Source organism: Caballeronia sp. LjRoot34, from assembly GCF_964253815.1.
In the GTDB taxonomy this organism is placed as follows: Bacteria; Pseudomonadota; Gammaproteobacteria; order Burkholderiales; family Burkholderiaceae; genus Caballeronia.
Map to the genome: position 1 here is coordinate 2,239,265 of NZ_CAXUSB020000002.1, position 13,225 is coordinate 2,252,489.

General features: G+C 60.6%; 14 protein-coding genes. 10 read left to right on the forward strand and 4 right to left on the reverse strand.

Annotation, left to right across the window (positions count from 1 at the left end; all coding sequences use genetic code 11):
* The first annotated feature begins 39 nt into the window (after positions 1-39).
* Entirely contained in the window at positions 40-378 is a 339-nt protein-coding gene (locus tag ACSQ36_RS29530; RefSeq protein ID WP_436184697.1) for a hypothetical protein, read from the forward strand.
* A gap of 24 nt (positions 379-402) precedes the next feature.
* Here the strand turns inward: ACSQ36_RS29530 and ACSQ36_RS29535 are convergent, their stop codons facing one another.
* Complete coding sequence (locus ACSQ36_RS29535) at positions 403-1,110, reverse strand: aspartate/glutamate racemase family protein (RefSeq protein ID WP_436184698.1); 708 nt, start codon at positions 1,108-1,110, stop codon at positions 403-405.
* Between the two features lie 553 nt (positions 1,111-1,663).
* On the opposite strand from ACSQ36_RS29535, the gene ACSQ36_RS29540 reads away from it, so the two are divergent.
* On the forward strand, positions 1,664-1,966 hold the full coding sequence (locus tag ACSQ36_RS29540) for a type II toxin-antitoxin system death-on-curing family toxin (protein ID WP_436184975.1): 303 nt from the start codon (positions 1,664-1,666) through the stop codon (positions 1,964-1,966).
* Positions 1,967-2,051: 85 nt separating this feature from the next.
* On the opposite strand, the gene ACSQ36_RS29545 is transcribed toward ACSQ36_RS29540, so the two are convergent.
* Together ACSQ36_RS29545 and ACSQ36_RS29550 are read right to left on the reverse strand one after the other, a co-directional pair.
* Positions 2,052-2,846 carry a CDP-diacylglycerol diphosphatase gene (locus ACSQ36_RS29545; protein ID WP_436184699.1) on the reverse strand — a complete coding sequence of 265 codons (795 nt, stop codon included), beginning with the start codon at positions 2,844-2,846 and terminating at the stop codon, positions 2,052-2,054.
* Between the two features lie 40 nt (positions 2,847-2,886).
* Entirely contained in the window at positions 2,887-4,278 is a 1,392-nt protein-coding gene (locus tag ACSQ36_RS29550) for a PLP-dependent aminotransferase family protein (protein ID WP_436184700.1), read from the reverse strand.
* A 416-nt stretch (positions 4,279-4,694) separates the two neighbouring features.
* Between ACSQ36_RS29550 and ACSQ36_RS29555 the strand changes: the two genes are divergently transcribed.
* The 8 genes from ACSQ36_RS29555 to ACSQ36_RS29590 are packed head-to-tail and all read left to right on the forward strand — an operon-like array spanning position 4,695 to position 11,618.
* Positions 4,695-5,177: an MSMEG_0572/Sll0783 family nitrogen starvation response protein gene (locus ACSQ36_RS29555; protein WP_213764490.1), complete on the forward strand. Its 483-nt coding sequence runs from the start codon at positions 4,695-4,697 to the stop codon at positions 5,175-5,177.
* Between the two features lie 38 nt (positions 5,178-5,215).
* Entirely contained in the window at positions 5,216-6,229 is a 1,014-nt protein-coding gene (locus ACSQ36_RS29560) for a Nit6803 family nitrilase (protein WP_436184701.1), read from the forward strand.
* Positions 6,222-7,304 (forward strand): MSMEG_0568 family radical SAM protein, encoded by a 1,083-nt coding sequence (locus tag ACSQ36_RS29565; protein ID WP_436184976.1) that lies wholly within the window; start codon positions 6,222-6,224, stop codon positions 7,302-7,304. The genes ACSQ36_RS29560 and ACSQ36_RS29565 overlap by 8 nt, the downstream gene beginning before the upstream one ends.
* Before the next feature lie 2 nt (positions 7,305-7,306).
* Positions 7,307-7,867 carry an MSMEG_0567/Sll0786 family nitrogen starvation N-acetyltransferase gene (locus ACSQ36_RS29570; RefSeq protein WP_436184702.1) on the forward strand — a complete coding sequence of 187 codons (561 nt, stop codon included), beginning with the start codon at positions 7,307-7,309 and terminating at the stop codon, positions 7,865-7,867.
* Positions 7,864-8,835: a sll0787 family AIR synthase-like protein gene (locus ACSQ36_RS29575; RefSeq protein WP_436184703.1), complete on the forward strand. Its 972-nt coding sequence runs from the start codon at positions 7,864-7,866 to the stop codon at positions 8,833-8,835. Before ACSQ36_RS29570 ends, ACSQ36_RS29575 begins: the two co-directional genes overlap by 4 nt.
* 11 nt (positions 8,836-8,846) lie before the next feature.
* Entirely contained in the window at positions 8,847-10,016 is a 1,170-nt protein-coding gene (locus tag ACSQ36_RS29580; protein ID WP_436184704.1) for an MSMEG_0565 family glycosyltransferase, read from the forward strand.
* A 9-nt stretch (positions 10,017-10,025) separates the two neighbouring features.
* Positions 10,026-10,310, forward strand: coding sequence for an MSMEG_0570 family nitrogen starvation response protein (locus ACSQ36_RS29585; protein WP_436184705.1), 285 nt, complete (start codon positions 10,026-10,028; stop codon positions 10,308-10,310).
* A gap of 27 nt (positions 10,311-10,337) precedes the next feature.
* The gene (locus tag ACSQ36_RS29590) at positions 10,338-11,618 is read left to right on the forward strand and encodes an MSMEG_0569 family flavin-dependent oxidoreductase (RefSeq protein WP_436184706.1); all 1,281 of its coding nucleotides are present in this window, start codon (positions 10,338-10,340) and stop codon (positions 11,616-11,618) included.
* A 112-nt stretch (positions 11,619-11,730) separates the two neighbouring features.
* Here ACSQ36_RS29590 and hydA read toward each other — a convergent pair whose 3' ends face one another.
* Positions 11,731-13,209 (reverse strand): dihydropyrimidinase, encoded by a 1,479-nt coding sequence (gene hydA, locus ACSQ36_RS29595; RefSeq protein WP_436184707.1) that lies wholly within the window; start codon positions 13,207-13,209, stop codon positions 11,731-11,733.
* Between the last annotated feature and the right edge of the window lie 16 nt (positions 13,210-13,225).

The following is a 13,225-nucleotide window of genomic DNA, read 5'->3' on the forward strand; positions in this document are numbered from 1 at the left end:
CGCTGCAAGTGAATCCCGAATACAGGAGCTTGCAGCGTAATGAACCTCGTCCTTGAAAGAATTTCCGGCTCGGCTACATCGAAAAGGCCCGCCGCGCAGGAAGCGATCTCAGCGCCTTGCGTTTCCCGCGTCCATCTCTCGGCCGTCCTGCACAGCAGGCAGGACGAGGCGGCACGCGAGCGCATCAGGCGGCTGTTCCATTCGCCGCTGGGCGTGTATGTCAGCCAGGCATCGCGCGACCACGACGACCTCCGGCTGATCTTCGACGTAGCAATGGAAGACCTCGACTTCACGGTGCGCACGCTGCATCAGGTCCTGCCCGAAGCAGTAATCGAAGCCGTGCGTCCGCGTGTGTTTACGCATCGCCACGAGCATTGAACCGCAGCTTCAACGCCTGATCGCTCACGCTTGCGCCAGCGAGAAATCGACGGCGGCGCGGGCGTGAAGCGCGGTGGTATCGAGCAACGGTACGGGGCTGTCGGCTTCGTTCACCAGCAGCATGATCTCGGTGCATCCCAGCACGATCGCTTCCGCACCACGCGCAGCGAGCCCGTGAAGGACATCGCGATACAGTTTGCGGGAATCGTCGTTGACGATCCCGAGACACAACTCGCGATAGATGATGTCGTGAATGACGGCTTGCTCGGCGGGCTCGGGCAAGAGCGTCGAAATGCCATGCCGTTCTTGCAGGCGGTCGCGGAAAAAGCTTTCGCGCATTGAAAACGCCGTGCCGATAAAACCGACCTTGCGTATGCCCCTCTTTTGCGCTTCGATGCCCGTCGGATCGACGATATGCAGGAGCGGCACGGACACCGCTGCGGCAATTTGCGGCGCAACGAGATGCATGGTGTTCGTGCAGAGCACGATGCAGTGCGCGCCGCCGGCTTCGAGATGACGCGCGGCGTCGGCCAGCCGGATGCCCGCGATGTTCCACTGTCCGTCACGCTGAAGTTGTTCGATCGGCGCGAAATTCACGCTATGCAGCAGGACTTGCGCGGAGTTCAGGCCGCCAAGGCGCGTGCGCACATCCCGGTTGATCAGCCGATAATATTCCGTAGTCGATTCCCAACTCATGCCGCCGATCATGCCAATGGTTCGCATGCTGTTCATGATGCCCGTCCTGCAAATCAGATTGGTTGAAGCGACATAGTGCAGCGAAGCGGCATGGAGGGCTAGGGCAAAATTTGGTTCTGTCGCGCCAAGGCGTTGCGGTAAAATTTTGTCGACCCGAATAGACAAAATCGCAGATGAGCCATTGCCTGACACGGCGTGCCGGAGACCGGCATCGCCGTTATGTTCATTGCGATCGAAGCGCGTTATGATGAAACGCAATGTGTATCAGAAGAAAGCTATGTCGCATGCAACCCAGCAAGAATTTTTAAAGTCGGTGAAGGACCCGCTTGGCCTCACTTGAGTTGAAAAGACACAAAGGTGAATGACTATGAAAAATTATGGAGTAACGATTAAAGTTCGAACCTCACCTCAGCGGCCTGTTGAAATGCAGTTGAAGGGTAGTGAGGGATCGCGGGTGGTGATGAGCGCTGCAAAGCGTGTTATCGCGACGCACGAGAAGGTAATCAAGGCTCTCGCGAATCGATGATAGACGCCCAGCAAGTCGTTGAGATTCACGACCTGATCTTGCGACAAGAGCCGGGACTTGCGGGTGGTCACGGAGTCGGCGCCGCTTGAGAGCGCACTGGCACGCATCGCGAGCCGCATGCTCTATGGGCAGCTCGTGGATGTTTTTGATATCGCAGCAATGTCCGCAGTAGCGCTCGCCAGGGGGCACGTCTTTAACGATGCAAACAAGAGAACAGCGTTGGTAACTGCGTTGACCTATCTCGCTTTGCAAGGCTACGACGTACCAAGGTCCGACGTGCTGGAGGACATCATGGTGGACGTTGCGGAAGGCACGTTGGATGAGAGCGGCCTTGCGACCCTGTTATTCTCAATCGCCGTCGAATAGCACCGAAAACGGGACACGCGAATGTCGGTGGTCTATCGCTTGCTCCGGCAATTCTATTTCCTCGTTTCCTAATCCATCCCCAGACCTATTTCGAACGCGCAACGGCGCAGGTATGGTCCTGCAACTCCTCCGACGACCCGAAGTCGCCCGTATCGCGTTGTACGTGGTCGTTGAGAAGGAAGAAGGCGGGCTTGCCGTCGGGCGCCGTGGTACCCGCGAGCAGCAAGGTCTGGTCAGCCATGACCTGACCCTCTCTCGCCACATCCGGGGCCAGGAGTTTGAAGGGATCGATAGACGCAAGGTCTGCGTCATCAATACGGCGAATGCGGTATGCATGCCCGCGTAATAGCGTGGGGAATGCAGTCCATTCGGTGCCGATCTTCGGGCCTTGCTCACGCAGTGCGCGAACCACATCCGGGGCAAGACAATCAATATGGATGTGCAACTGGTTTTGCGTTCGCCCGCTGGTTGAGTTGATGGCGAGCGAGAGTTCGTCGCGGCGAAGGTCCTGCCCTAGTTTCGCTTCAACAAAACGCCGTGCTTCCCATGCCGCCCGCCAATAATTCGGCGAGCCTGGTATCAGCAGATCGGGGCTTTCAATGCCGCCAATGCGAGCAGTCGGAATCAATAAATACTGGGTAAAGCCGTTGATATCCTTGAGGACCGCGAAGCCGCCGGTCGGATCGACATCGACACATTTCTGCGGGACATCGGCACCGCGCGCGGCGGGCTCACACGAGTTGTGAACGATCTGCCATAACGCGTCGGGGTTGCCCGCGTGAGCGGCGGAGAAAAAAAGCGCGGCAACGGTGAGCGAAGCTAAGCGAACGAGGAGCCGGACATTGCGCATGGGATAAGCAGTCGACACGAAAGCGTGCATCGTAACAAGACTTCGTGACGACGGCGTGCAACTCAAGCCCCTACATCACCGGCAAATGCAGATGATGAGGATGTTCGACAGTGTCCGCAATCAGCCTGAGCGCGTCTTCACACTCATCAAGATTCTTCGGACCGCCAAGGCATACGCGAATGGCTTCGGGCGGATTGCCATCGGTCGCGAAGGCCGATGCGGAAACCGCGCCAATCCCTTGCGAGCGCAACTGCAATGCAAGTTCGGACGCGTTCCATCCGCAATCCGCCGGAATGGGCATCCACAAATGGAACCCGGCCGGATCGGCGTCGAACTTCCAGTTGGAAAGCACGCGCGCAGCCAGCTCCTGACGCGCCGCGGACTCCGCACGAATCGCATCAAGCATGAGGTCTGCTGTACCGTCGCTGACCCACTGCGTCGCCAGCAGCACGGTGAAGGGACTCGCCATTACCGTCGTCGCGCGCAGCGCTCCGGCAAGATGCTGGGAGCGCCGGGCGGACGGCGCACGAATGTAAGCCACGCGCAGACCGGCGCCAAAACTCTTGGAGAACCCGGTGACGTAGTAAGTCAGATCGGGGGCGAACGTAGCCAGCGCATCGGGCGCCTGGACCGGCAACATGCCATACGCGTCGTCTTCGATAATAGGCACGCTGTACCTTAGCGCGACATCGGCAAGCGCCTCGCGCCGCTTCGACGACAATGTCACCGTGCTCGGATTCTGGATCGTCGGATTGCAATAGAACGCGCTGGGTTTGTCGCTCTTGCACAGCGCCTCGAACGCATGGGCCAGCGGGCCGTCGTCGTCGCGTGCCAGCGCCTGCAAACGCACACCCAGTTGCGCCGCAATGGCCTTGATGCCCGGGTAAGCCAGCGTATCGAGGCAAATGGTCCCGCCCGGCCGCGCAAGCTGCGACACCAACGCCACCAGCGCGCTATGAATGCCGGGACAGACCAGGACCTTGTCCTCGTCGCAATCGTCGAAACGACGCTTCAGCCACTTCGTTCCAGCGGCACGATCGTCAGCAGTGCCACCGAAATCCTGATACCTCAGCAGCCGATACGGGTCCGTAGCCGACAACAGCCGCGCTGCGGAATCGCGCAAGCGCGCGGCGAGTTCGGCCGGCTCGGGCGGCATGTTCATGGTCATCTCGACACTGCTGCCGCCAGACAGCGGCAGCGTCGCGGTCCGCCCGCGTACGAACGTGCCACTGCCGGCACGGGAGTCAAGCAGCCCTCTTTTGCGCGCCTCGGCGTAGGCCCGCGCCACGGTCGTGTAATTGAGCTGCAGTTCGTCAGCCAGGTCGCGCAGACCCGGCAGTCGATCGCGCGGACGCAAGCGCCCGCTCGCCAGATCTTCTTCAATTAACTCGGGAATCAGCAAATAAGCCGGCTTGCGGCTTTCTGTCAATTTTCTGATCCAGTGATGAGTAAGACTGGCCATGAAACGCTCACGAATAAATACAGTTAAAAAAACGATAGCACGCCGGCGCTCGAAAAAAATAAATTGATCGCTTTATGTGACATTAAATGATTGTATGGAGAATCCGATAAATCAGGGGTCAATGCACATATCCGGTGTTTATTGCACCAGACGGGCGCGGCCGCACCACTGTGATCACGCCATGCTGGTGCGTACTCATTGCCCCACCGGGCCTCAAGTCAAGGCTCCTCGGGACCATTGCAAAAAATTTTCACTGCTCTGCGTGCAATGATCGTTTGAATGATCGGATGTTGATCGCATTAACACAGTCATTGAATGGCATGCCCGTTGCATTAACAGCTTCGTATCTCGTGGTTCGGCGCCGGGTTAAAAACTGCGGCGCCACTGATTAAATTGCCTATTTACTGGAGATTAGAATGCCTGCCGTCAATACCCCGATGCACAAGAAAGGCGATTACCTTGTCGATTATGAAGAAAAGGTGTTTGAAGACGTCAAGGCCACGCCAGGCGAGAAGGCGCTGGTGACATTCCACACGGTCGCGTTCGAAGGTTCCATCGGCTTCGTCAACTTGCTGCAAGCCACCCGGCTGCTGCGCAAGGGCTTCGAAACCTCGGTGCTGCTGTATGGGCCGGGCGTGACGCTCGGGCTTCAGCGCGGCTTCCCGACACTCGGCGACGAAGCATTTCCCGGTCACCTGAACTTCAACAAGCAGATCCAGAAGTTCATGGAGGAAGGCGGCAAGGTCTACGCGTGCCGCTTTGCGCTGCAAGCGCTGTATGGGCAGGGAGAGGCTTCGCTGATCGAAGGCATCAGGCCAATCAGCCCGCTCGACGTGCTCGACATCCAGTTGCTGCATCGCAAGGACGGCGCGCTGATCATCAACACCTGGACCGTCTGACGCTTAAGTCCGAAGCCTTTCATCAACACGGAACGACCATGCCTGACAAGAGAATCGTCCGCGCCGCCGCGGTCCAGATAGCACCGGACCTCGAACGGCCCGGTGGCACGCTCGAGAAGGTCCTCGAAACGATCGACGACGCCGCACGCCAGGGCGTGCAGCTCATCGTCTTTCCGGAGACCTTCCTGCCTTACTACCCGTACTTTTCGTTCGTGCGGGCGCCGGTGGCGTCGGGTCCCGAACACATGCGCCTCTATGACGAAGCTGTAGTCGTGCCCGGTCCGGTGACGCATGCGGTCGCGGAACGGGCACGGCGGCACGGCATGGTCGTCGTACTCGGCGTGAACGAGCGCGATCACGGCAGCTTATACAACGCACAACTGATCTTCGATACCGACGGCGAGTTGCTGCTCAAGCGCCGCAAGATCACGCCGACGTTTCACGAACGGATGATCTGGGGCATGGGCGACGCGGCCGGCCTGAAGGTGGCGGAAACCAGCATCGGCCGGGTGGGCGCACTCGCTTGCTGGGAGCACTACAACCCGCTTGCACGCTATGCGCTGATGACCCAGCACGAAGAGATTCATTGCAGCCAGTTCCCGGGCTCGCTGGTCGGGCCCATCTTCGGTGAACAGATCGAGGTGACCATCCGGCATCACGCACTGGAATCCGGCTGCTTCGTGATCAATTCCACGGGCTGGCTGACCGAACCGCAGATCGAGTCGATCACGAAAGATCCGGGCCTGCAGAAGGCGCTTCGCGGCGGCTGCAACACGGCGATCATCTCGCCAGAGGGCCAGCATCTCGCCCCGCCGCTGCGTGAAGGCGAGGGCATGGTCATCGCTGACCTGGATATGTCGCTGATCACCAAACGCAAACGCATGATGGATTCTGTCGGTCACTACGCGCGGCCCGAACTGCTGAGCCTCGCCATCAACGACCGGCCCGCTGTCACGTCGGCGCCCATGAACAGCTTCTCACCTTCAACCGGGGGATTGCACCTTGAACGCGAACGAGACCTTGTCGGCCGTGAGCCGGCAATTGATGACTGAACTGCAATCGGCGGGCTTGCGTCTCGCCGATCCGGGCGCGGGTGCCGGTCTCAGCGTGGCCAGCCGTCGCGGCGGCGCGGGTCCGTCCGATCACAAGGCGGTCACCATCGACGGCGTGACCATCATGGTGCCCGTGCATACGAACACCGCATGGCACTCGCCGTTCGTGGCATCCGCGCCCAATGCAAACGGCAGCAGTGCGTTGCTGCGCGGTTCGATCCCGATCGCGAGCATCAGTTTCCCGAAGGCGCCGCGCTTCTATGCCATGCAGACCTTCGACGGCGTGCCCTATTCGCACATCGCGACGCTGCATGGGTCGGACGTGCTTGCCACGACCGTGCTGCAAACCTGCATCCGGTATGAAAGCCGCAAGAAGACCTGCAAGTTCTGCGCGATCGGGCAATCACTTGCAGCGGGCAGGACGATCGCCCGCAAGACGCCCGAGCAATTGGCGGAAGTCGCACGGGCCGCCGTATTGCTCGATGGCGTCAAGCATATGGTCCTGACCACCGGCACCCCGCCGACCAAGGATCGCGGCGCGCAGATCCTGTGCGAAAGCGCGTTCGCCATCAAGGCCGCGGTCGACCTGCCGATCCAGGCGCAATGCGAACCGCCGGATGACGACAAATGGTTCGAGCGCATGCGCGCAAGCGGCATCGATACGCTCGGCATGCATCTCGAAGTGGTCACGCCGGCGCTGCGTGAACAGATCATGCCGGGCAAGGCGAGCGTGTCCATCTCGCGCTACATGGAAGCCTTCAGGGAGGCCGTGGCGGTGTTCGGCCGGGGTCAGGTGAGCACCTACATCCTCGCGGGTCTCGGTGACACGGCAGAGGCCATTCTCGCAATCTCGCGCGAGCTGGTCGATCTCGGCGTGTATCCGTTCGTGGTCCCGTTCGTGCCGATCAGCGGCACGCCGCTAGAGGATCATCCCGCGCCTTCGCCGGAGTTCATGAAGTCGGTCCTGCAACCGCTTGGCGCGATGGTGTCGGCAGGCGGCATGCGCTCCGCCGATATCAAGGCGGGCTGCGGCAAATGCGGTGCGTGTTCGTCGTTGTCATCCTACGAGGTCTGATCATGCTTGCCGATACCGAAGATCTCGCGCGTCTTTATACCCCCGCCAGCTACACGATCAAGTGGACCACGCTGCCCTGGGAAGCGAACGAAGCGTACAAGCTGCGGCGGGCGGTGTTCTGCATCGAGCAGGGGATTTTTATCGGCGATGACCGCGATGAAATCGATGAACGCGCGCAACTCCTCGTGGCGGTGAGTTGTATTGGCGGGATGCCTGAACAGGTGGTCGGCACGGTGCGGATTCACGAGGACGAACCTGGTGTATGGACCGGCTCGCGGCTCGCCGTGCATGCCGCGTTCCGGCGGCACGGCAAGCTTGGCGCAACGCTGATCAAGCTTGCCGTCAGCAGTGCGCATGCGCTCGGCTGCACAACATTCCTCGCGCATGTGCAAAGCCAGAACGCGCCGTTGTTTCATGCGCTGCACTGGACCACGCTCTCTGAAGAACTCATGCATGGGCGGCCGCATCATCTGATGCAGGCGGACCTTGGCTTTTACCCGCCTTGCGTGACACCGCAGAGCGGTTTCACAACGCATCAGTCGCCCGCGCGGAGCACTTCATGACGTTGACGGATCTCGTCGCCGCGCTAAGGGAAACGCGCGGCTTTCGCCACAAGACCGATATAGCGGGCGTGATGTCGTCGCTTGCCCGGTACATACCGCGTGACGCTTCCGACGGTTCGCAAGCGGTCGCCATAGGCGACGACTGCGCAGCCATTGCCGATGGAGACTCCCACCTCCTGTTCGCTATTGAAGGTCTGGTCAGCGACTTCGTGCGCGACATGCCCTGGTTCGCCGGCTATAGCAGCGTGATGGTCAACGTCAGCGACATCTACGCGATGGGCGGCCGCCCGATCGCGGTCGTTGACGCACTCTGGAGCGACGGTCTGGGTGCGGCGGAAGAAGTGCTTGCGGGCATGGCGGCGGCATCGTCCGCGTACGGCGTGCCGATCGTCGGTGGCCATAGCAATACGCGCAGCGACCAGGTCCAACTGGCAGTGGCAATCCTTGGGCGCGCGAACAAACTGCTGTCCAGTTTCAACGCCCGTCCCGGCGACCGCCTGATGATGGCGGTCGATCTGCGCGGTGCGTTCGAAGACCCGTATCCGTTCTGGAATGCCTCGGTTGGCGCACCCGCCGCGCGCCTGCGTGCCGACCTCGAGTTGCTGCCGATGCTCGCCGAAAGCGGTCTCTGCGATGCCGCCAAGGACATCAGCATGGCCGGCGCACTCGGCACCGCGTTGATGCTGCTCGAATGCTCGGGCGTAGGCGCGAGCATCGATCTTGCGTGCCTGCCGTCGCCGCCTGGACACGATCGCCTGCGCTGGTTAAGCGCGTTCCCCAGCTTTGGCTTCGTGATGTCCATACGCGAAGAACACGCGGCTCAGGTAGAACAGTTGTTCGTTGAACGCGAGCTGGCATGTGCGGTGATCGGTACGGTCGATGCCTCGCGCAAAGTGGTGCTGCATGAAGGCGCAGAATCGGCCGAGCTTTGGAACTTCAACGATGACGCGTTCATCGTCGGAAGGTAAGGGAGCCGGACATGACACCCATTGCGATGCGGATTGCCCTCACCACGCACTCGGTCAATCCACGCGGCGGGGTGGTGCATGCGCTCGAACTCGCAAGCGCGCTTGTTGACGAAGGTCACGACGTAACGCTCTTCGCGCCGGCCGCAGCGGGAGAAACGCTCTTCCGGGAGCCGCCATGCCGCGTGATTCTCGCCACTATCGAAGGTTCGCAACACAGCACGGTTGCGCTCGTCGACGCACGGCTTCGCGCGCTCAAGGCCAGCGTGAAAGCCTGCGACCCGCGCAGCTTCGACGTGCTGCACGCGCAGGACAGCATCAGCGCAAACGCGCTTGCCGAGTTAACGGCGGAAGGCGAAATAGCGGGTTTTGTGCGAACCGTTCATCACCTGGATCACTTCGACAACCCGCGCCTCGCCGCGTGGCAAACGCGTGCGTGGCGCGACGCGGATCGTGTGCTGTGCGTGAGTGATGTATGGACGCGAGAGATGCGCGGCACGTACGGGATTGAAGCGGCGACGGTTCCGAACGGCGTCGATCTGAAACGCTACTCGACACAGCGCACGCCCCACGACGAAAGGTTGCGGCAGCGTCTTGGCATCGACGGTGGCGGCCCGGTCGTGCTTGCGGTCGGTGGCATTGAAGCGCGCAAGAACACGCTCGGTCTGCTCGACGCGTTCGCGGAACTGATCAAACATCATCCCGATGCGCGCCTGGTGATCGCGGGCGGTGCAAGTCTCCTCGATCACGATAGTTACGCGCGTGCCTTCATGGATCGCGTGACCGACTTCGGTCTGTCGCAAGCGGTGAGTGTCACTGGCCCGCTAGATGACGCCGACATGCCCGCGCTTTTCCGTTGCGCCGATGTCCTGGCCATGGTCTCGCTGCGCGAAGGTTTCGGTCTCGTTGTACTCGAAGCGCTTGCATGCGGCACGCCGGTCGTCGCCTCAAACATTGCGCCATTCACCGAGTATCTCGACAACTCGCTGTGCTGCTGGGCCACGCCCACCGATCCCGCGTCAATAGCTGACGCGCTCGCACGCGTGATCGATGGCCGTCATCGAACCGACTTCAACCATGCCGTGCCTGCGCTGCTCGATCGAATGAGCTGGCAGGCGTCGGCACGAAAACACCTCGACATCTATAGCGCCTTGCTCGCAAGCCGCTCTCTTCCAACACTTTAGGAACCCGTCATGCCGGTCATGCATTTTCGAATCCAGTGGCCCGATAACAGCGAAGCAAACTGTTATTCGCCCTCGCAAGTGGTCAGCGATTTCTTTACGGCGGGAGAAGATTATCCCGTCGATGACTTCGTCTCGCGCGCCCGTGAAGCGCTGAACATTGCATCCGAACGCGTGCGCGAAAAGTACGGCTTTGCATGCTCGGCTGCAATGGATCAACTCGCGAAGATTGAAGTCGAGGCCGAACGATTTATCGGTGAGCCGAACGCGAAGGTCAAGGTCATCGCGCTCGTCTGAGCGCCACACTTTTCGAAAGGACAAGTCATGTCACAAACATCGGACAACACGACGCACACCAGCGTCATTGTGGTGGGTGGCGGTCAGGCGGGATTGTCGGCCAGTTATTACCTGAAGCAGGCGGGAATCGATCATCTCGTGCTGGAGAAAAACACCGTCACGCATACATGGCGCACGCAACGCTGGGACGCGTTCTGCCTCGTCACGCCGAACTGGCAATGTGCGCTGCCCGGCTACCCCTACACCGGCGACGATCCGCATGGCTTCATGAAGAAGGACGAGATCATAGAGTATCTCGATGGCTTCATCCGCACCGTCGATGCTCCCGTGCTTGAGCACGTGGAAGTGCAGCGAGTCGCACGTAACAGCGAAGGCGGCTTCAGCGTATCCACCAGCCAGGGGCAGTTCACGGCGGACCAGGTCGTGGTCGCGTCAGGCGGTTATCACACGCCAATCGTGCCGCGCATGGCCGAACGCCTGCCGCGTTCCATCAAACAAATCCAGTCGTCGGAATATCGCAACCCGCAGTCTTTGCCCGAGGGAGCGGTACTGGTGGTTGGGTCAGGGCAATCGGGTGCGCAAATCGCGGAAGACCTGCATCTGGCCGGACGCAAGGTGATCCTCGCCGTGGGTGAAGCACCGCGTTGCGCGCGCTTTTACAGGGGCCGCGACGTGGTCGACTGGCTCGCCGACATGAAGTATTACGACATGCCCGTCGATCAGCATCCACTGCGTGAAGGTGTCCGCGACAATACCAATCACTATGTGACCGGCCGTGATGGCGGCCGTGATATTGATCTGCGCAAGTTCGCGTCCGAGGGCATGGAATTGTACGGCCGGCTTCAGGATCTGCAGGACGGCGTGCTCCATTTCGCCCCCAACCTGACCGAGAATCTCGACAGCGCGGACAAGACCTTCAACGGCATCAACGCGGGAATTGATTTGTACATCGAAAAGAATGGCATCGATGCCCCGCCGGGATCGCGCTATGAGCCTGTTTGGTCGCCCACGGAAGAACGCACGACACTCGATCTGCAAGCGAGTGGAATAAGCTCAATCGTGTGGTGCATCGGCTTCACGCCAGACTTCAGTTGGCTCGATGCGCCTATTTTCAACGGCCGCGGTTATCCCGCGCATACGCGTGGATTGACGCCGCTCGACGGCCTCTATTTCGTCGGCTTGCCGTGGCTGCATACATGGGGATCGGGCCGCTTTTCTGGCGTTGCCCGGGACGCTGCGCATGTTGTGGAGACTATAGGCGCTTGCCGTAAAGCGAAAGTGCAGGCGCGCGACGAAGCGACCGTCTGAATAGGCAAAGGCCCTGCATTCCGGGCTTAATGCCCAACAAGCGCTTCGTTACATGAAAGCAAAAAAGAACCGGCGCATCGAGCGCCGGTTTGTTGTGACATTACCTTGAACCTCAAGCCGCCTTCACGACCTTGTCGCCGGCACGATGAATCGGATGCGGTTCCTTCAGGTGGTTCGCGATCCGTGTGGCATCGAAATAGGCCCCGTTCGGCGGACGCTTCAGATACTGCCCCGCCCCGCGCACGGCGCGCAGATCGCCGTCCGCCCACGCAAGCGCGCCGCGCGTCAGCGTGTGAGTCGCCACTCCTTGCACGGTCATGCCTTCGAACACGTTGAAATCGACCTTCTGGTGGTGGGTCTTGACCGAGATCGTCCTGGTCGCCGCCGGGTCCCACACCACGAGGTCGGCATCCGCTCCGACCTGAACCGCGCCCTTGCGTGGGAACAGATTAAAAATCTGCGCGGCGTTGGTAGAGGTCACGCGCACGAACTCATTCGGAGTCAGCCGGCCTTTATTCACGCCGTGGTGCCAGAGGATCGACATGCGGTCTTCCACCCCGCCGCAACCATTGGGAATGCGCGTGAAGTCCTCACGGCCCATCGCTTTCTGCGATGCACAAAACACGCAGTGATCAGTCGCCGTGGTGTGCAGTTGTCCCGATTGCAGGCCACGCCACAATGCTTCGCGATGCTCGCTGGTACGGAACGGAGGGCTCATCACGTGCGCAGCCGCCCTCGTCCAGTCCGGGTCGCTATAGACCGATTCATCGATTACCAGATGGCCCGGCAAGACCTCGGCGAACACGCGTTGACCTTCGCTGCGTGCACGCGTGATGACATCGACGGCGTCTTTCGACGACACATGCACGATATAAATGGGCACGCCCAGCACTTGCGCAATCCTGATCGCACGGTTCGCCGCCTCGCCTTCCACCTCAGGCGGCCGCGACAACGGATGTGCTTCCGGCCCCGTGAAACCTTTCGCGAGCAATTGCTTTTGAAGCTGGAACACGAGCTCGCCATTCTCCGCGTGCACAGTGGGCAGTGCTCCCAGTTCCAACGACCGTGCGAAGCTGTTCACGAGAACTTCGTCGTCGGCCATGATGGCGTTTTTATACGCCATGAAGTGCTTGAAACTCGACACGCCATGCTCGTGCACCAGCGTACCCATGTCGCGATGCACCGACTCGTCCCACCACGTCACCGCCACGTGAAAACCATAGTCGGCCGATGCCTTCTCCGCCCAGCCGCGCCATTCGTGAAACGCTTCCATCAGCGGCTGCTTCGGACTGGGAATCACGAAGTCTATGATGCTTGTCGTGCCGCCCGACAACCCCGCTGCCGTACCCGTATAGAAGTCGTCGCTTGCCGTGGTGCCCATGAACGGCAGCTCCATGTGCGTATGCGGATCTATGCCGCCGGGCATCACATACTGGCCCGATGCATCAACCGTTTCGGTACCTGCCGGAACGTCGAGATCGAGGCCGATCTGCAGGATCGTGCCGCCGTCCTTCGGGTCTGCGCACAACACGTCCGCACGGTAGGTACGGTCCGCGTCAATCACCGTGCCGCCGCGAATCAGGATCGTCATCTTGCTGTCTCCCAGA